The 18,118-nt window shown below is 46.1% G+C and carries 18 protein-coding genes; 6 read left to right on the plus strand and 12 right to left on the minus strand.

Annotated features, from left to right (window positions below):
- Nucleotides 1-152 precede the first annotated feature (152 nt).
- The 4 genes from BP71_RS10825 to BP71_RS10840 all read right to left on the minus strand — a co-directional run bounded on the left by BP71_RS10825 (nucleotide 153) and on the right by BP71_RS10840 (nucleotide 1,798).
- On the minus strand, nucleotides 153-428 hold the full coding sequence (locus BP71_RS10825; RefSeq protein ID WP_496378962.1) for a GNAT family N-acetyltransferase: 276 nt from the start codon (nucleotides 426-428) through the stop codon (nucleotides 153-155).
- On the minus strand, nucleotides 322-663 hold the full coding sequence (locus tag BP71_RS10830; protein ID WP_496378964.1) for a (4Fe-4S)-binding protein: 342 nt from the start codon (nucleotides 661-663) through the stop codon (nucleotides 322-324). Before BP71_RS10830 ends, BP71_RS10825 begins: the two co-directional genes overlap by 107 nt.
- 181 nt (nucleotides 664-844) lie before the next feature.
- Nucleotides 845-1,042 carry a hypothetical protein gene (locus BP71_RS10835; protein WP_496378966.1) on the minus strand — a complete coding sequence of 66 codons (198 nt, stop codon included), beginning with the start codon at nucleotides 1,040-1,042 and terminating at the stop codon, nucleotides 845-847.
- A 252-nt stretch (nucleotides 1,043-1,294) separates the two neighbouring features.
- The gene (locus BP71_RS10840) at nucleotides 1,295-1,798 is read right to left on the minus strand and encodes a GNAT family N-acetyltransferase (protein ID WP_496378968.1); all 504 of its coding nucleotides are present in this window, start codon (nucleotides 1,796-1,798) and stop codon (nucleotides 1,295-1,297) included.
- Nucleotides 1,799-2,125: 327 nt separating this feature from the next.
- Here BP71_RS10840 and BP71_RS10845 point away from each other — a divergent pair, with 327 nt between their 5' ends.
- From BP71_RS10845 to BP71_RS10855, 3 genes are read left to right on the plus strand one after another with little or no spacing between them, the layout of a single operon-like run.
- Entirely contained in the window at nucleotides 2,126-2,467 is a 342-nt protein-coding gene (locus BP71_RS10845) for a PadR family transcriptional regulator (RefSeq protein WP_496378970.1), read from the plus strand.
- 1 nt (nucleotide 2,468) lies between these two features.
- Nucleotides 2,469-5,069 (plus strand): ABC transporter permease, encoded by a 2,601-nt coding sequence (locus BP71_RS10850; protein WP_496378972.1) that lies wholly within the window; start codon nucleotides 2,469-2,471, stop codon nucleotides 5,067-5,069.
- 25 nt (nucleotides 5,070-5,094) lie between these two features.
- The gene (locus tag BP71_RS10855; protein ID WP_496378974.1) at nucleotides 5,095-5,307 is read left to right on the plus strand and encodes a hypothetical protein; all 213 of its coding nucleotides are present in this window, start codon (nucleotides 5,095-5,097) and stop codon (nucleotides 5,305-5,307) included.
- A gap of 261 nt (nucleotides 5,308-5,568) precedes the next feature.
- Here the strand turns inward: BP71_RS10855 and BP71_RS10860 are convergent, their stop codons facing one another.
- From BP71_RS10860 to BP71_RS10870, 3 genes are all read right to left on the minus strand, one after another.
- Nucleotides 5,569-6,003, minus strand: coding sequence for a VOC family protein (locus BP71_RS10860; protein WP_496378976.1), 435 nt, complete (start codon nucleotides 6,001-6,003; stop codon nucleotides 5,569-5,571).
- A 485-nt stretch (nucleotides 6,004-6,488) separates the two neighbouring features.
- The gene (locus BP71_RS10865; RefSeq protein WP_496378978.1) at nucleotides 6,489-7,232 is read right to left on the minus strand and encodes a LytR/AlgR family response regulator transcription factor; all 744 of its coding nucleotides are present in this window, start codon (nucleotides 7,230-7,232) and stop codon (nucleotides 6,489-6,491) included.
- 3 nt (nucleotides 7,233-7,235) lie between these two features.
- Nucleotides 7,236-7,889, minus strand: coding sequence for a sensor histidine kinase (locus tag BP71_RS10870; protein ID WP_496378980.1), 654 nt, complete (start codon nucleotides 7,887-7,889; stop codon nucleotides 7,236-7,238).
- Between the two features lie 651 nt (nucleotides 7,890-8,540).
- Between BP71_RS10870 and BP71_RS10875 the strand changes: the two genes are divergently transcribed.
- Nucleotides 8,541-9,356 carry a DUF5694 domain-containing protein gene (locus BP71_RS10875; protein WP_496378982.1) on the plus strand — a complete coding sequence of 272 codons (816 nt, stop codon included), beginning with the start codon at nucleotides 8,541-8,543 and terminating at the stop codon, nucleotides 9,354-9,356.
- 603 nt (nucleotides 9,357-9,959) lie between these two features.
- Here BP71_RS10875 and BP71_RS10880 read toward each other — a convergent pair.
- Both BP71_RS10880 and BP71_RS10885 read right to left on the minus strand, forming a co-directional pair.
- A complete protein-coding gene (locus BP71_RS10880) occupies nucleotides 9,960-11,276 on the minus strand; it encodes a T9SS type B sorting domain-containing protein (protein ID WP_496378984.1) in 1,317 nt (438 codons plus the stop codon).
- Between the two features lie 113 nt (nucleotides 11,277-11,389).
- Nucleotides 11,390-11,650, minus strand: coding sequence for a hypothetical protein (locus BP71_RS10885; protein WP_496378986.1), 261 nt, complete (start codon nucleotides 11,648-11,650; stop codon nucleotides 11,390-11,392).
- Between the two features lie 403 nt (nucleotides 11,651-12,053).
- Here BP71_RS10885 and BP71_RS10890 point away from each other — a divergent pair, with 403 nt between their 5' ends.
- Both BP71_RS10890 and BP71_RS10895 read left to right on the plus strand, forming a co-directional pair.
- Nucleotides 12,054-12,830, plus strand: a complete 777-nt coding sequence (locus BP71_RS10890; RefSeq protein ID WP_496378988.1) for an IS110 family transposase — start codon at nucleotides 12,054-12,056, stop codon at nucleotides 12,828-12,830.
- A 35-nt stretch (nucleotides 12,831-12,865) separates the two neighbouring features.
- Entirely contained in the window at nucleotides 12,866-13,390 is a 525-nt protein-coding gene (locus tag BP71_RS10895; protein WP_496378990.1) for a transposase, read from the plus strand.
- Nucleotides 13,391-13,730: 340 nt separating this feature from the next.
- Here BP71_RS10895 and BP71_RS10900 read toward each other — a convergent pair whose 3' ends face one another.
- The 3 genes from BP71_RS10900 to BP71_RS10910 form a co-directional block, all read right to left on the minus strand.
- Complete coding sequence (locus BP71_RS10900; RefSeq protein WP_496378992.1) at nucleotides 13,731-14,114, minus strand: hypothetical protein; 384 nt, start codon at nucleotides 14,112-14,114, stop codon at nucleotides 13,731-13,733.
- 586 nt (nucleotides 14,115-14,700) lie between these two features.
- Complete coding sequence (locus BP71_RS10905; RefSeq protein WP_496378994.1) at nucleotides 14,701-14,949, minus strand: hypothetical protein; 249 nt, start codon at nucleotides 14,947-14,949, stop codon at nucleotides 14,701-14,703.
- A 229-nt stretch (nucleotides 14,950-15,178) separates the two neighbouring features.
- On the minus strand, nucleotides 15,179-18,118 hold a 2,940-nt coding region (locus BP71_RS10910), incomplete at its 5' end, for a DNRLRE domain-containing protein (RefSeq protein WP_496378996.1).

Raw genomic sequence — 18,118 nt, forward strand, 5'->3', positions numbered from 1 at the left:
TTATCGGGGTTTCTAAAATATATCTCATCTGTAAAAACACGTCCTTGTGTTTGATATGTCGTACCCTTCGCCACAGGGCCGGGTAATGATCCGAGCAGAAATGCGGATGCTGCGACCGGCGCCACAATCAGGCGTCATGTTTGAACCAGACCTCAAGATACTGCTCCCGGGCAGCGCCTGAACTGCGCGTTTACATAAGGGTAACGCGGCAAAATCATGAGATCATTCTCCTTCGCGTATCCGACCAGTCGGTCGAGCAATAGTTTCGCAAAACCCCTGCCTTCAAATTCCGGATATACCTCGGTATGATAAACCGTTAACTTACCATGTCTGACGGATACTGCCATCTCTCCTACTTTTGTGTCGCCGGAGAACAAGAGGATCTCGCCAAAACCATTTTCCTTTAAAATCACTTTCGTATTTTCCATTACCATCACTTCCTGTTATCTGAAACATTTTCCTAATGCTTAATGCGCCCGATGGGCATTTTGTGACCTGATCGATCAATTCTTGTGTCGTCGCGTTCTCAGGCCTGATCCAGGGGCGCGCTCCCGGATTATATACCCCAGGCAGCGTTTTTACACATACACCGGAATGGATGCATAATTTTGGCTGCCATATAATAGTAACCTCTCCGTTCGAATAATTCAGTGATCCTGTCATGGTTCTCTTTCAAGTGCGAGCATCGGTTACCGCTCGTCACACAAGCTTCCCCTTTGCATCTTCACATTGTTTAATGTTGAAAATGCAAAGTTCCGGGGCCTGACAGATCGAAAAGATGATATATGTCTAGAAAAGAAATAGATATTTGTCTACTTCTTGAAAAGCAGGGTTGCTCGTAATCTTATTTTCTCAGCAGCTGGCGTTTGACGCGACTGAGCGTGTCCTTTGTGACTCCAAGATATGAAGCGATGATGTGCTGCGGAAAACGCTCCATCAGATCGGGATAGCATTCAACAAAATCGGCATAACGTTTTTCGGCGGTGGAACTGATAGAAGATGCGATTCGTCTCTGATTGGCTATGTTATTTCTGTTGTCCATTTCTCTGGTCATGTTAAGGCATCTAAGCAATACTGATTGATGAATGTATTTTGCCATGCCCATTCGACTCAAGTTACATTGAATAAATCGGCTCGATAGCCATTTTCCGAAGCAACCGTCGAATCCGTTTGACATTGTAGTTCATCCCCCTTTCTGCCAGCTCATCCACTTTGTATTGCGTGTCACATGAAAATCGCCACCTACAATAAAGCACCTGCTTTTTTCCACTCATTCCTAAGCTTGGCAGGAAAGTCACTTTTGCTTTTTCTCCCAGACATTTCGGTCGAGCGCGTAAACCGCACAGAAGTCTTCGCCGAATGTGCGGTTCTCGACAAAAGAAAAACCTAGCATTTCGTAGAACTTCCTTGCTCTGACATTGGAAGCCAGCGGATCGATGATAATGGCGGTTACCTCGGACGAAGCAAAACAGCGGTCGATTGCCAGCCGCATCATTTCGGTACCATAACCTTTTCCGAGGTCATCGGCTTCACCAATCCAAATGTCTATCGCGCGGAGATCTGCAGGCACTTCGCCCCAATAGTGGCTGTCTTCCAGCAACGGATCGATGATTTGCACAAAACCGATCGGTCGACCGTCCAATTCGGCGATCAGTTGTTCCCGCCATTCAGGCGACCGCAACAGTTCTGTCTCCCATCCCCAATCGTCGTTCGGATCGGACGCGACAGTATGAGGCTGCTCGTCCCAATGCATTAATAGAGCTAAGTCATCGATGGTGGCTGCGCGGAATTTGATCATAATGGTTTCAATTTGCACAAAAACTAACGCAATAGTATTCTTATTTTGCGTGAAAGCGCTATTTGTCATGTTGAAACTTTCGTCCGATCCGCCCGCCTGCGGATCGGGTGCTGCTGTGCGCTAGGAGGCCAAACGGCAAAACTCTACATGGTCGGCGGAAGTCCATCTGCGGCTAGCGAAAAGATGTTTAAAATCGAACAGAAAACGTCCGGTTGTGAACACCAAATCTCTTTTGTCAGAATTTTAATTATTTATATATCAACTATTTAATCATAAAAATCTCCTTGGCAAGCTATTTTATCAGCAAATATGGAAATTATAGGACTGATGAACAGAAATTATCTTGGAGAGTTTGAAGAGCTTATTCTTTTGGCAGTTGCCGTATTGGACGGACAAGCCTATGGGGTTGCCCTTCTACACGAACTTACGGAGAAAACAGGACGGCAAGTGAGGCTCAATCAGGTACATTCTGCCTTGCAGCGTCTGGAAGAAAAGGGCATGGTCAGGTCTGCTTTCGGCGAACCTACCTCCGAACGGGGCGGCAAAAGGAAAAAGCTTTTTACGGTCACTGCGCTGGGGCAGCGTACACTGCATGAAATCCAGGAAATACGCGCCGGTTTTTGGAACAGGCTCCCCAATTTCCCCAAACTCTCAATGACCGGACACTGATATGGAAACGCCTCCCCGCCTGGCAAAGCGCCTTTTAAAATGGTTTGTAGCGCCGCATCTGTTAGAAATAATCGAAGGCGACCTGGAAGAAGAATTTTCTTTTCAGCTTAAATTGGTCGGGCCCCGCAAAGCCATGCTTTGGTACTGGCGCGAGGTACTTGGCTTTTTCAGTCCAAGGTATATCAAACGGCAGCCCGGCCCCTACGCCCATCACCCGCTATTCAGTCAATCTATGTTAAGCAACTATTTCAAAGTAGCTGTTCGTCAGCTGCGTAAAAACAAGTCGCTTTCCTTCATCAACATTCTCGGGCTTTCGCTGGGCATGGCATTCGCGCTGCTCATTGGCATGTGGGTACGGTTTGAAATTAGCTTTGATGCATTCAACCAGCATGCAGACCGGACTGCACTGGTGATGAAAAACACGCTGATGAATCACGAGAAAAACACTTCCGCTAGTGTCATGATGCCGGTTTACGATGAGCTCAGGGACAATTACCCGGAAATTGCGCATATATCTCGGCTTGATTGGGGTAGTGTTCACAGCCTCGTGAGCGGTAACCGTAAGTTTAAAAAACAGGGATACTATGTCGATCCCGACTTCCTTAAAATTTTCACTTACCCGGTCATCAAAGGAAATCCGGAAACTGCGCTCAGCGATCCAAACAGCATTGTACTCACCCAATCACTTTCAAAAGCCATTTTCGGCAACACAGATCCGGTTGGAAAAGTGATCCGCATTGACAATAAGTTCGATATCCAGGTTACCGCAGTCGTTCAGGACGTACCTGCCAACTCTTCTTTGCAGTTCGAATTTCTGGCTCCGTTTGAGTTCAATGTAGCCAACATGCCCGACGTCCGTGAATCGAAAACCCGCTGGAACAACAGTTTCATTGGCGTGGTGCTGCAAGTGAAAGAAGGCGTAAACCTGGGCGGACTTTCTAAAAAGATCGGCCCTATGACGATGAACAAAGATCCATATGTCCAAACGCAAATGCTATCACTTTACCCTATGACACGGTGGCATTTGTACGACGATTTTCAGGAATGGGTCAATACCGGTGGGCACGTCATTTATGTAAGGCTCTTTGGCATCATTGGTATATTTGTGTTGCTCATCGCCTGTATCAATTTTATGAACCTCAGCACGGCCAGGTTCGAAAAGCGGGCCAAAGAAGTCGGGATCCGTAAAGCCGTAGGATCCCTGAGAAGCCAGCTTGTTGCTCAATTTTTTACCGAGTCGCTGCTGACGACGTTTCTGGCCTTCACGCTATCCTTTTTCATCATCTGGCTTCTTCTGCCGTATTTGGGAGAATTGGGTTTTAAAAATATCAGGCTCGATTTGAGTGACCTGTCGCTGTGGGGAGCGCTCACGGGCATTTGCCTGCTTACGGGTCTGCTGGCGGGTAGCTATCCCGCGGGTTACCTTTCTTCTTTTGCCCCGGTTAAAGTCCTGAAGGGAAAATTGCAGCAAGGCACCGCGCCTGTCAATCTACGTAAGGTACTTGTGGTTTCCCAATTCTGCATTTCCATTGCGCTGATCATCGCCTCGGTGGTCGTTTATCAACAGGTTCACTTTGCCAAAAACCGTGCGATCGGCTATAATCCCGAAAATCTCATCATGCTGGATGCAAGCGGCGACCTGATTAAAAATTACGATGCGCTCAAATATGATCTGCTGAAAACAGGGCACATCGAAGCCGTGGCCAAAGCGTCGAGCTCCATGACCCGGGTCAACAATGATTTTACGCATTTTAGCTGGGAAGGTAAGGACCCGGGCAGCAATGTGAGCCTGAATGTGGTGATGACCGACTGGGATTACGAAAAAGCAACCAGACTCGAATTCATCGCTGGCCGGTCTTTCGACAGGCGCTATGGTACGGACAGTTCCGCAGTTATTCTCAACGAAGCTGCATTGAAGCTGATCAACTACAAAGATCCGATAGGCAAAACCATGAAGCTGGGCGACCAGGTGCTGACCATTGTCGGGGTGACCAAAAACGTGTTAATGCAAAATCCGTTCGGCACGGTGAAGCCAGGCGTGATATTGTTTAATAGCAACAATGTGAATGCCTTCCTGATCCGGTTGAAAGATCAGCAAAACCTGTCAAAAGCATTGGCGAAAATCCAGCCGATTGTTGATAAGTACAATCCATCCGTTCCGTTTGAATATCATTTTGCAGATCAGGAATTTGAACAAAAATTCACCTCGGCCAATCAAATGTCCAGACTTGCCGGAATCTTTGCTTCTCTGAGCATTTTTATCTCGTGCCTTGGGCTGTTTGGTTTGGCGATGTTTATGGCGGAGCGCCGTACCAAAGAAATCACGATCCGTAAAGTGCTGGGAGCGACAGTGGCGAACTTGTGGCTGCTACTTTCCGGCGAATTCATTTGGCTGGTCGGAATAGCCTGTGTCCTTGCGGCACCCGTCACGCTTTGGGCCATGAATCAGTGGCTTCAAACTTACGAGTACCGCATTGCAATCCAATGGTGGCTACTTCCCGCGACATTCGTCACTGCATTGGCCATCGCTTTTGCAACGGTAAGCTTTCAGGCCATCAAGGCCGCATATATCAACCCGTCCCAATCATTACGCTCGGAATGATCGCCTAAGCGATGGCTGGTGCGGCTTGGCGTGGCCAAATGCTCAATACCTCAGCGGCTCGTTCCGCCAGTTTTGCGGGCCGGATCAGGTTCACAAAGATTTGAATACGCTTTACGGGCTGATCGTCGGCATTCAGGCTGATGGTCGCATGAAGCACAGCGAGATTGAATTGCTTCGCGCGTGGATCGGCTCGGTTTTCAGCTTGCAGGCGAAGGAAGGAACTGGCCCAGCTTGTTGAAATGTACGGAGGTATTGCCGCCGCCTCTGTGACCGCCTGTCAATGTATCCCCAATCTTCAACCGTTTCGATGCTTAGTTCCTTTAAAAATTTCACAAGTACATTCAGCTTCATTCCCTTCAAACCGAACCGCCAGTGCTTTTCGGGCACAATGCGTGTGAGCTCAACAATCCTCATTGTTATGACCGCACGGTTGCGGCTCAGCTTCCGAGCAAAAAATGCCGCTCAGGAAGCCCGAAACGACATTTCTCTTACACCAAATCTACCCATTATGATTCGGGTCAAATTCCACAATCCATTCAATTCCATATTTGTCTCTAAACATTCCGGCGTAAGTGCCCCATGGACTCTCGTCCATCGGCCCTTCAATATTTCCACCTGCTGATAGTCCGTCAAACAATTGGTCTGCTTCTTCACGACTTTCTGCGCTAATTGCTATTTTCGACCTGTTTTCATTTTCGTTTACCCGTCCCATAAATTCCGGAACATCATTAGCTATTAACACATTGTATTTTCCCAAAGGCAAAGCGATGGTCATTATTTTATTTGCTTCGCTTTCCGACACTGGAAATTCATCGCTTGCCAGGTCTTTGAAACGGATGATCTTGGTGAATTCTCCGCCAAAAACTGATTTGTAAAAAGTGAATGCTTCTTCTGCATTACCATTGAAGTTGATCCAGGGATTGATTGCTCTCATAATTTTACGTTTAGATCTATTTTTCTGCTAATTCTGTGATGCACTTCCATTAGGAAGGGGAACGACAATTCCCTTCTTACAATTTGCGCCCGGTGTTAGCGCCTGGATAACGATAGCTGGCGTGGCGTCAATCCAGCTCGCGGGCTGGCCTTGCTACCAGGCTGAGTTCAATTTAGTCAAAGGCTCAGAACAGCCACTCCTACCCTGCACCGCAACCTTGCGAAACTGTATTTGGAGTGATGCACAATCCAGCGTTGATTCTTGCGATTCGTCCCTTTTGCTTTTGCTGGATCTGAAAAATTGGTGTGGAAAGCCAACCAAGAAAAGCCCGTAAATCATTGATTTATGGGCTTTTTGAAATTTTTAAAACTTGCTTGAGTGGAGATGCAGGGGCGCGAGCCCAGCTTATCAAAAAGTCAAGGTCTATAAATCGCTTCTTACAACCCTTTTCTATCCACACCGCTAAGAACCACCCTATGAAAATGTCACTCAATTCTCCTCGCAAACTGCTTAAAATAGCTTTCCCCGACCGGGATTACGTGTTTTCCTATGTAAATGCGCTGCCTTTCGATTGATTCGATTTTGTCCATGGCGACGATATAGGATTTATGAACCCGCATAAACCGCTGCATAGGCAGGATCTCTCCCATTTTTTTCATCGTTTGTAAGCTCAAAATTCGTTCTGTCCGGACATAAATGGAAACATAGTCCTTTAAAGCTTCAATGAACAGAATGCCTGCGAGGTCAATCCTGATAATCTTGTGTTCCGTTTTAACAAATATAAATTCGGCTGCGCTTGGGCGGACAGACAAATCTGTTTCGTTATCCGGCGATAAAGGGTGCATTCGCAACTGAATGCCATCAGCAATAGGTCGTAAACGTTCGTGCGCTTTTTGAACAGCCGATAAAAACCGGTCAAATGAGATTGGTTTGAGCAAATAATCGATCACGTCATATTCATACCCATCCATGGCATATTCCTGATAGGCCGTTGTGAATATTGCTTTACATTTTCCGTTCACCACGCGAAGAAATTGCAATCCGGTCAAATCCGGCATTTGAATGTCTACAAAAGCCAGATCAATTTTATCTTGCTGGATCAAAACCAGTGCTTCCATCGCATGATTGCATACTGCGATCAGATCAAGTGATGGCACCTTGCGGACATAGTCTGCAAGAATGTCCGTTGCGAGTGGCTCGTCGTCGAGCACAAGGCACCTTATGGCCATAAATTAAAGGATCAATTTAAGTTCACAACAATAATGGTCTGGCCCATCGGTTACCAGAAGGCTATGCTGGTCGGGGTAGAGCAGGTTCAAACGGCGTTGCATATTGGCCATGCCAATCCCTCCTGCCTCATCTTTGCTTCGGTCAGTCTTCTTGTTTTCAACGTTAAACTGGACATTGTTTCCACTGACATGCACACGAATGGTCAATGGACGCTCATGGCTTTGGATATTGCCATGCTTGAAAGCGTTTTCAACCAGGTTGATCAGTAGCATTGGTGCGATCTGTTGTCCATTCACGTGCCCCAGCGTTTCGAATTTTACGAAAGTTTGCCCAAAGTACCTGAGTTTTTGCAAGTCAACATAGCTTTCCAAGTATTTCAACTCTCTCGATAAATCCACTTTTTCAGCGTTGCCCTCGTATAGCATATAGCGCATTATTTCGGCAAGTTTTAGCACGGCCGCTGGTGCGCCATCTGACTTTTGATACACCAATGAATAGATATTATTTAGCGTATTGAAGAAAAAATGCGGGTTGATCTGTGATTTCAGGAAATTAAGCTCGGTGATCAGCTTTTCTTCACGGAGCGTGGCTTTTGCCTTTTCATTCGTAAAAAAATCTTCCACGGCTTTGAACACAAAACTGATCAGTACCGGCATGAGACAGCCAAAAAGGTTATCGATGAAATAATGGCTGAATGGCGTATCTTCTAAATAATTCCGTAGACCAAGCCAATGTAGAAACCAGACTTCCTCAACTACATATCGCAGAAATGGGTGAGTTACGTAAACCAAAAAGACACCCAGAGCTCCTAATGCGTATTGCTTATGCTCAAACGTCCGGTCAAGGATCCATAAGCAGGTATATGTAATTAACAGCGTACGGACATAATGTGAGATCGCCAGGGGAAATGTTAACGTCTCCCAAAACGACATTACGCCGGAGTATTTAGAAAAGTCATTAAGCTGGGTCATCGCAAAATAAACCAACCAAAAAAGCGCATGAAATAGTAGTTTCTGGCGTCGGGACATCGTAATTGCCCTGGGGCTATCAAATGAGAAATGATATGAAGAAAATCACTTAAACCCTGTTTTCCCAAAGGTAGAATGCCTCGGCCAATTTAAAAACTTCCGTTTATCGCCCATACATCTGCGACAGTCAAGTTACTTGTTTCCAATAAACTAATCTGGTGTGCCGCCTATCAGTACAGGGCGTTTGTCGTCAAAATGGGCGGGTTTGTCGATCCTTCAAGAAGTTTTAGCTCATGAAACCTGAGATTAGCGGCCTAACTTTTTTAAATCATAAAAGCCATGAAAATAATATTAGTTCAATTGTTCGTTTCGCTCACGTTGCTGAGCCAAACTTTTGCTCAAAATAGTCTTGCTAAAACCGAGGTGCTACTTGTTGGTGTATTCCATTTCAACAACCCCGGACTGGATGTCGCCAAGTTCAAAATCGATGATATGCTTGGTAAGAAACGGCAGCAGGAAATCCTTGAGGTTCGGAATGCGCTGGTTGAATTTGGCCCCGATGCCATTTTTACGGAAGTCAATTTGGATGGTACAAAGTGGCTGGACAGCTCTTATTCGGCTTTTAGAAAAGATCAAAGCCTGCTTAAAACAGAGAAGAATGAGCTGTATCAACTCGCCTTTGCGGTAGGTCATCAGCTTAGTTTGCCCAGGTTATATGCGAGTGATGCCTATGCAGACTTCCCTTTTGATTCTATGATGACAGCCATTAAGGCAGCCGGCCAAACGCAACTGGGAAAAGAGGTGGGTGATATGATTCAGACTATGGAGCAAGAAATGAACAACAGGATTGCTACACAAACCGTAAAAGATGTTTTGCTCTGGTTGAACAATCCGGAAATGCGACGCAAAGATCTGGGCTGGTACATTAATGCACCTACCCTGGCCGGAACCCTTCATACCGACATCGGGGCAACGTTAACCGGGAACTGGCTGACGCGGAACCTTAAAATTTACAGCAACATTATAAAGCAGCTAAAAGGGAGTGAAAAACGGATTGTGATCATTTACGGCGCAAGCCACTGCGCTCCAATTGAATATTACTTCTCAATGAATGACCGCTTTAAGTTGGTACCGCTAAACTCTGTGTTGAAATAGCCCGTTAGACACGAAAAATGGGTTCAAATGCAAGCGGGATTAAATACTATTAGGTAAGCCTACGTTATCCCATAATGCCGTCAAACAAAATACCGCTTTCCTAATGAAAAACGGTATCTTAGTGGAGATGCAGGGAGTCGAACCATCTCACCAATTCACTGGATATCAATTAATTATGCAGCTCCTAAATTTTGGGTATCCGAATTTGCTTCCAACTATATTCATGCAAAATCGACGACATAAATTTAGTCAAATCGAATATATTACACAAGCCATGTTGAGGATCGAACAGTTGGCACCGAAAGAATCGAGTCCACGTAAGCCGACATCCAGGATATTCGCTGAATTTTAATATCGTCAGTAACCAAGGCCCAGACAAATATATCTTAAGCACTGAGCTATGGATTTTGAAGATTCAACATTTACCGTTGGCCCAAATATTCTAGTACCATGTAATTCGTAGCCTGCGCAGTATCAGAAGCCACTTACAAATAATCAAAGATCAATGAAATATTGATTAAGATAATAATGCCTCACAATACGATCTTTGAGTTTTGACTATCCGGCCCTGATTTTCCGATGTCCAAAGTAACAAACTATCAATCATCGCAATACCAGTACAGAATTTCTAATCACCCTGGTAAACCCATTGTCAAATTCGACCATAAGCTCGTAAGGATAAGTACCGGGCTCAATCTTCTTGCCGTTGTGAATCCCGTTCCACCGGGCATAACCGCTCTCAACGCTTTGGTTGGCGCTAAACGCGATCACACTTCCCCATCGGTTGAAGAGCCTGAAATGTCGGATTTTCAATGCCCCGCCGGAGAATTTCATGTCCATCACCTCATTTTTCCCATCGGAATCCGGGGAAAATGCAGTGGGAATGTAAATGGCTTCGAGACAGTCTTTTTCGATGATAATGGAACGCGCTACGTCGCAACCCGCTGTATCTCTTATATAAACCGTTTGAATGAGCGGTGTTAGCCCTGTAAAAACGGTATCCGACACATAGTTTACCCCGTCGATCGAATAGCTTAGTGGGCCGCTTCCGGTGGCATGGATCGCAACAGCGCCGTCGTCGCCCTTGCAGCTGGTGTTCTTCTCTATGATTTCAAGAAATTGCGGCGCCGGTGACCTTCCGACAACGATGTTCCTACTATCGATACACCCTCTCTTATCTTTCACAAAAACCTGATAATCACCGGGAGGCACGAGCGGGAAGTTGGGCGATGGCCCGTAATTCTGCCCATCGAGCGAATATTGCAACACGCCGCTGCCGGTAGCAGCCAATGTAACATTGCCTACTTCGCCGCCGCACCGTGCATGCTGAACATCTACAGCCTGCATCACAACCTCTTCCTTCTTTTCAGGAATTTTGATGTCCATGACGATCTCGCATCCTACGGAGTCCCTGGCGCGTAGCATGTATTCGCCGCGAGGGAGGTCGGGGAAAAAAACCATCTCCTGAAACGGCCCGTCGTCGAGCGCGTAGGTGATCGACCCATAACCGCCCATCGCCGTCGCGCTGAAATCCTTGTCCTCAAATTCACAGGGATTCAGGATCACTGCCATTACGAATGAAGGTTTCCATAACTTTTCGACCACTATGTCGCGCGTCACCACACACCCTTGCCCCGATTTGACGAAAAGTCGGTAGGTTTTGGCATAAAGTCCTGAAAACACAGGCGAAGATTGGAAGTCATCTCCATCGAGGCTATAAACAAGCAGCCCCTCGCCTTTGGCAGTGACCGAAATGACACCATTGTCTTTTTCACAATTGGCCTTCGTCACGGTGATATTCGTAATGGAGGGCTCGCTGGCCCCATCAGTTTTATCACGCAAAAGATTCGCTCCACGCGCCTGACAGGCTGCAATCAAAGCGAAAACAATAAAAGTTGCCTGTTGAAGAGATTTATTCATAAACCGCCCTGCTAAACCGGCATTCTGTTTTTTCGGAGAAAACATAAATAATCCACTAATATAGATCGGTTACGTTCTAAAATGGTCTTCCTCCGAATTTAATTAGACATTTCCTACTCATTTTCCCGCCGCGGGCGCACCGGTTCCATCAAGGCGTAATATGGAATTGATGGAGACTTTAGTGGATAATGATTTATCGAGTCTATAGGAACTAGCGTTCCGTCTTTTTCAGAAAAGGCAATGACCTTAACTTCCTCAAATACTGTTTTATCCTCATTGCTAAATACAAAACGGACCATATCTGGATCCCCGTCCTCAAAATTGCATGAGCTTGCAAATAATACTGCCGAAACAAGCAAAACCTTACTGATCATACCATTACATTTATAAGCACTTGATTATGAAACTATTAATTACATGCAAATACCATTTTCTAGCTGCAGCTCTTTTCGAGTCTAATCCTGCACTGTCCTAAATTCGGGAAAGTCTATGAATAACGGCATTATGTTTCGGGAAAAATAACTTAAGAGGAGCATCGTAAATTTGGCAGGCGGAGTGCTTTGTAGCTAAGACTATTGTAAGCATTGAATCCCGAATTCTTGGGAAAGTTTGGTTCTTCTGGTTTTTTATGTTTCAAATTGGGGTTCGACCCCGTATAGGAGAATATACTTTATCAAACCGGAGGGCTTCGCACTTTGCCTTTTGATTCATACCTAAATCTATGTTTACGATGAAACAGGCAAAAGGTATCAAAAGTCAAAGGTAAAGTCAGTTTCGATGACGGTTGTAAATCCGAATGCGGCCGGCGTCGATATTGGTGATACGATTCACGCGGTAGCCGTACCTGGTGATAGAGCGCAAACACCAGTCCGAACGTTTGGGACGATGAGTTGTGATTTGGATGAAATTGCCGATTGGTTACAGGAATGTCGTATTGACACGGTGGCTATGGAATCCACCGGCGTCTATTGGAAGCCACTTTTTGGTCTTTTAATACGTCGAGGCATTGAAGTTTTTCTGGTCAACGCTAATCACGTACGCAATGTTACTGGTAGGAAGACCGATATAGGCGACGCTGCCTGGATTCAACAGCTGCATAGCTGCGGGTTATTGAGAAGCAGCTACCTTCCCTCAGAAAATCAGGAGTCGCTGCGGACCTTAGTGCGCTTGCGACAGACGCTGGTACAAGATAGTAGCCGGTGCGTGCTTCGCATGGAAAAAGCCATGGAGCTGATGAATCTCAAACTGCACACGGTTGTTTCCGACATCACAGGTCTTACCGGTAGGTCGATCGTTGAAGCTATTATTGCTGGTGAGAGAGAGGCTAAAAATTTCCTTCCACTGGTTCACAGTCGTATAAAAGCGAAGCCGGAAGTCATAGAAAAGTCGCTGCAGGGACAATGGAGAGACGACCAGTATATGCACTTGAGCAGAGCTATCGATGCTACTGTTTCTTTCTGGCGGAGATCGATAAACTCGACCAAAAGATTGAAGCAGAGCTTGAAAGATATGCTGCCTGCAAAAATGACGGCGAGATTCCTCTGGCTGAAATAGAAGCAAATAAAAAGAGGAATAAAAATGCACCTGCTATGAATGTCAGCAACTTTATGAAGGCCATTTTGGGAACTGATGTTTTGAAAATTTATGGTCTAAGTCAACAGAGTGCGTTATCCATTTTGGCAGAGACGGGTAGTGATATGAGCAAATGGCTCAATGAAAAGCACTTTGTCTCTTGGCTGAATCTATGCCCAAACAACAAGATATCGGGAGGGAAACTACTAAGTAGCAAAGTGCGAAAGAAGTCCAATTCGGCGGGGCAAGCGTTTCGAATGGCTGCAAATAGCGTTCAACGGAGTGATCATTGGTTAGGTGACTACTTCCAGAGAATGAAATCGAAGGGTGGAAACAAGTACGCGATTGTGGCTACGGCGAATAAAATAGCGACCATTTACTATAAAATGGTCAGAAATAAAGTAGAATTTATCCCTGTTGACCAAACTAAATATCAAGCTAAGAGAACTGCGAATAAAATCGCTTACATGGAACGAAAATTGGCAGACCTCAAAGGTAAGATGATGGATCTTACCAACAACCGACGAACTTTGGTTATATAGGAGCTTACAGTGTGAGACTCACGACAGGGCACGAAAATCTCCCAACATTTATCCAAACTGATTACAACTACCTGGACAGCGTTCGGATGTCCCCAGGGAGTATCGCCTTCGGAAAAGAATGCTCCCGGGATGTCTGGGCTAACACCGGTCACTTCGTAATATTTGCTATTCGAAGCGATGGGTCTTTGATTTGATGGTGCAATAGAAATTCGCTATTGACTTACCCAACATGCTGGATTGGATTCCCAGACTATTTGTCCCCGCCAGTGTAACTTTCGGTGGCGATTTCATGGTTAACACAAATTAACATGACAAAGCGAATACACATCAGGCTGAGTACTTATAAATCGAAATACTTCTCCAGGAACCGCCAACCGACAAAATTGCCGACGTCATTTAAATGGGTACCATCTGACACAAGGCTTGTTCCCTCTTTTCCAGTTTTACCAGCGATAGGATCATTGCCACCTGCACTTGCATAGCCAAAACGCTCTTTGAATATCGTTGAGATCCCCGCCGACGACGCTGCCCTCAAAACGCAATAATTAAAGAACTCGTAAAAGGTATTAACCGAGGCAATGGGCAAGGATTTCAGTGTATTATGCAGATAATCATAATAATCAAATAATGTATAACCATTCAATCCGACAGAACTGGAAGTTCTTCGCAGCAAAACCCTGTCCGTCGGATCTACCGGTTGTTGCCATCTGTTGACGAACAACATGTAGGCAAAAATCTCAGGAGTATACGATTTGGCACGAAGCCCATTGATAAAAGTGCCAAACCTTCCCGCAAAAGTAACCGGCGTATCGGTCTCAGCGTCCCCCCAGCCTGGCTTTTCATTTCATTAATTGTATTGCAAGCGTACAGGATCAGGTCAGGTTTCCAGTCGTCTACCGACCATTGTTCAAAATATCTCAAGGTAGCAATATCATGTGATCCCCTGGCGCTGTTGATAAAATTGATCATATTATCATTCCCTGAATACTGAATTCCCCAATAACATAGTCGGCCGCCGTCCTGGCTGCGGATCGAGATCTGCCAGCTCGTCTCCACCTCGGTTCTTCGCATTTTGAGCCTCTTCTGAAAGATAGTTTTCCTAAATCCTGTGGCGCTACCAAATGTACCTGCCAGTATTTGATCCGTTTCTTGGCAGAAAAGCCATAACCGTTGGCTTCAACCCACGTCCCGGATACGTCATCGAAGACGGTTACTTTGTCATTACCCAATGCAATGGTTATCTGCAAATTAGCCGACGATAAATAATCCGTCCGGTAAACAAAATAACATCTGCGGTAAGAACTTCGGAACTAGAAACTAACCTGAGGGTTAGCCCCGGTAATGATCCTTGTAATTCCATTATAGTTCGCCACAGGAGTTGGTAATTGCCAATCCCATGCTGCGTCGTTATTTCTAGTAACAGCCATACCTCTCGACTCTATAAAAACAGGATTGTTGCTCTGGTTCTGCTCTCCGTTTGCATCAAATCTTCTATACTGCTGCCCTTTCCACCGCAATTTCTCCTCAATGTATGAGGGGAGATTCAATTCGGTGCACATTGGTGGGCGGTAAGGTTGATCTGCTCTTTCGCTGGCGTAATCCATATCTGTCAACATCGAGTAAAACAACATTTACATCCTTCGTTCGCTTACGCCAATTGGAAGCGAAAACCGGAATCTTGGGCTCCAATGGAGAATTCATCTCGCTTCTCCTCTGGACGAATCCCTCATTCTCTAGGGCCGCAAAGTCTACTGCCATACTCAAACAATGTTCAAAGTGGAAAATATGTTAGTTGACCGGACAATAATCCACCACAACCGTCAGTTTAGGCATTTTTTCGCTATTGAGCGCATCGCGTGACGAAAACATAAATGATTTTTGCGTCACTTCCTTTTGCAACCTGATCATAAACCCATGTCTTTCCGAGACCGGCCGGTTAAGCATATCCTGTACCATGTCCGTGACTTTGACCTGCACATAATTATCCCACTGAGATGTGCTTGGAGGAATAGCAACCGTATAATTCGTTGAAACGGAAGGTTGATTCGACCAAGTAACTGAATATTCATCCCATGGCTGCGTAATTCGTTGTATGTAGAGGGAATTGGCCTGCTGATCCACGATCGGACCATTTCGCACATTCCCGGGGCCCTGGCTCGCCTCACTTTCGAGAACTCCTTCCAGGAAAAGATCTGCATACAACACCCTGGCGCCTTGCGGAATACTTCGCAACTCTGAAAAGTCAAACAAACTTCTGATAACCGTCGTGCGCCCCCGCGAGTCAAACCATGCTTTCGCGATGAGCTCACGATCCAAACCATAATTCAAATTCGGGTTAAAAGAAATAATAGAAGCATCCTTATCTCCTCTTAATGGATAGACGTAAGCCATGGAACATAGCTCACAAGTACCTGGTGTAACGACAAGTAAATTACTTCTCTCATTGCAACTTGAATTGCATTTTGCATAGTAACTGCCAGGCTCATCTGTTGATACCTCTGCACCATTCTTAAAAAATGCACCATTTCTAAACCATTGTACATCATTGGAATTAGCGCACCCGGATGTAACTTTCAAAGTCACGCTTTTAGACCCTTTGCAAGCAGCTGGCCCATCCAACATCTCAACTACCGGTGTAGTGCAATTGTTGATGATAGTGAAACCTATCTTCCTGGTACCCTTTTGATAAGAATCAGCCCAGATAGTCACCTCCAATTCATGGGTACCGACCATTGGAGTGATCCCATTATCCCTTCCAAAAATACCGTATGGCCCTTGGTCTGTGATCTGATCGGGGCCCCAACCATGATTGTTCCCGTCAGAGGTCGTCAGTCGTGCTTTCATCTTATTGAAATACCCTGCCTCAGTTGGAACAGACGTTTGCCCATTCGTGGATATAAACCAGTTAACCTGTTCGTTTTGAAAATCCGAAAGCGAAATTTGGTCACCATGTTGCAAATCCCTGATCCAAGTTTTCACCCCGGTGGCACTGTTCCTGCGCCAGATAGAAAATGTAGGTGTAACAGGTGTCTGGTCCAGGCATCCATTCACAACGATCGTATTAGATGCTGAGCTAAGACATGAAGCAGCGGCAGACCTAGCGGTATAACTTCCGGCTTTATTTGTCATCATCGTACCGCCATTCGCAACGGGTACTGGCTGATCATTGAGATACCAGTTGACGCCCGATGTGAAGCCTGAGGCTATTAAAGTTACTACCTGGTTAGGTTGCTCACAGGCGTTTTCCCCAGCTATTTTATAGATTGTAGGCTTGATACATGTTACGCCGCAAGGCAACGTCAGACCGACAAAGTTAGTATTACCCGGGTGTCCCGCAGGTGCCAGGTACTCTGCATGCCACTGCGTGTTTTCATTGCCATCCAATGCATTGGTCCAATCCTGATTAGGCAGGTTCGGTTCCGAACCAAAACCGGCACCCTTCAAGATGAATTCACCATTGTAGAAACGGATCTCGCGCAGGTCACCTACTCCATCGTTTGCTCTGGCCACATAACGGATGTGATCAAATTTATGCGGATTCGAAATCGTTGCCACGTTCCAGTCGTTTATCGCCGCTCCGTTGAATGTATGGATGGTCTCCCAGCTCGCACCGTCATTCGAGCCCTGGATCATTGCTCCGTTAAGGCGCTCCTGATTTGCTGCACGCCACAGAAGCTTAACAGACGTTACAATGCAGCGATTATCACCGGCTGGTGCACAGTTGGCGTCCTGCTGCAAAACGATCGCATTCGAGAACCCACTGCTGCAAATGCCATTCGACGACATGGCCTTGTAAGATCCAGCAGCGCTCACCGTCAAAATTGTATCTTTCACATTCGGAAGCAAAACACCATCCCGGTACCAGCTGATCGTTCCAGTATAGCCAGAGGCTACAAGCGTTGCCGATTTACTTCCCGGGCAAACCAGATTACCGTCCGTCATCTTGTACAGCGTCGGCGTAATGCACGTCGTTGCACAAGACAGGCTTATCCCTACAAAATTGCTATTACCAGGGTGTCCGCGAGGCGGAACATATTCGGCATGCCATTGCGTGTTCTCTTCTCCGTCCAGCGCATTCTGCCACTCCAAACCCTTTATATTTGGTTCTGAACCAAAGCCCTTACCCGACAGCACGTATTCGTTGTTAGAACCATCCTTATAGCAAAAACGAATTTCTCGAAGATCTCCTACACCATTCGGGTTCGATGCGTTGTAACGAATATGCGGGTACTTGTTAGGGTTATTGAAAGTTGCCTGCATCCAACCCTGAGTCGCACTTCCCGTGAAAGTGTAAAGCGTTTCCCAAGTCAGCCCATTACTCGAGCCCTGGATCGTTGCACCATTCAATCTACCCTCATCTGCATTCCGCCACATCAGTTTCACCATATTCGCTGTACACTGGTTGCCAGCAGGAGGAACGCAACCCGAAGATTGCTTTAAAACTATGGAATTTGAAAAACCACTGTATGAGCTGACCGACTTCGATCGTACTGTGTAGGTCCCCGCAATTTTGGCCAGATACGTCGTATCGCTGGCGCCGGTGGTCAACTTCACACCATCACGGTACCATTCCAAGCCTCCACTGAAACCCGAAGCTGTCAATAATACCGATTCCCCACCGGGGCAGACATCCCCATTGGTACTCTTATACAGAACCGGCGTGATCAAGGTGGTAGCACAAGGCAAGCTGATCCCGACAAAATTGCTGCTACCTGGATGCCCGGACGG

The organism is Dyadobacter ginsengisoli DSM 21015 (assembly GCF_059568735.1).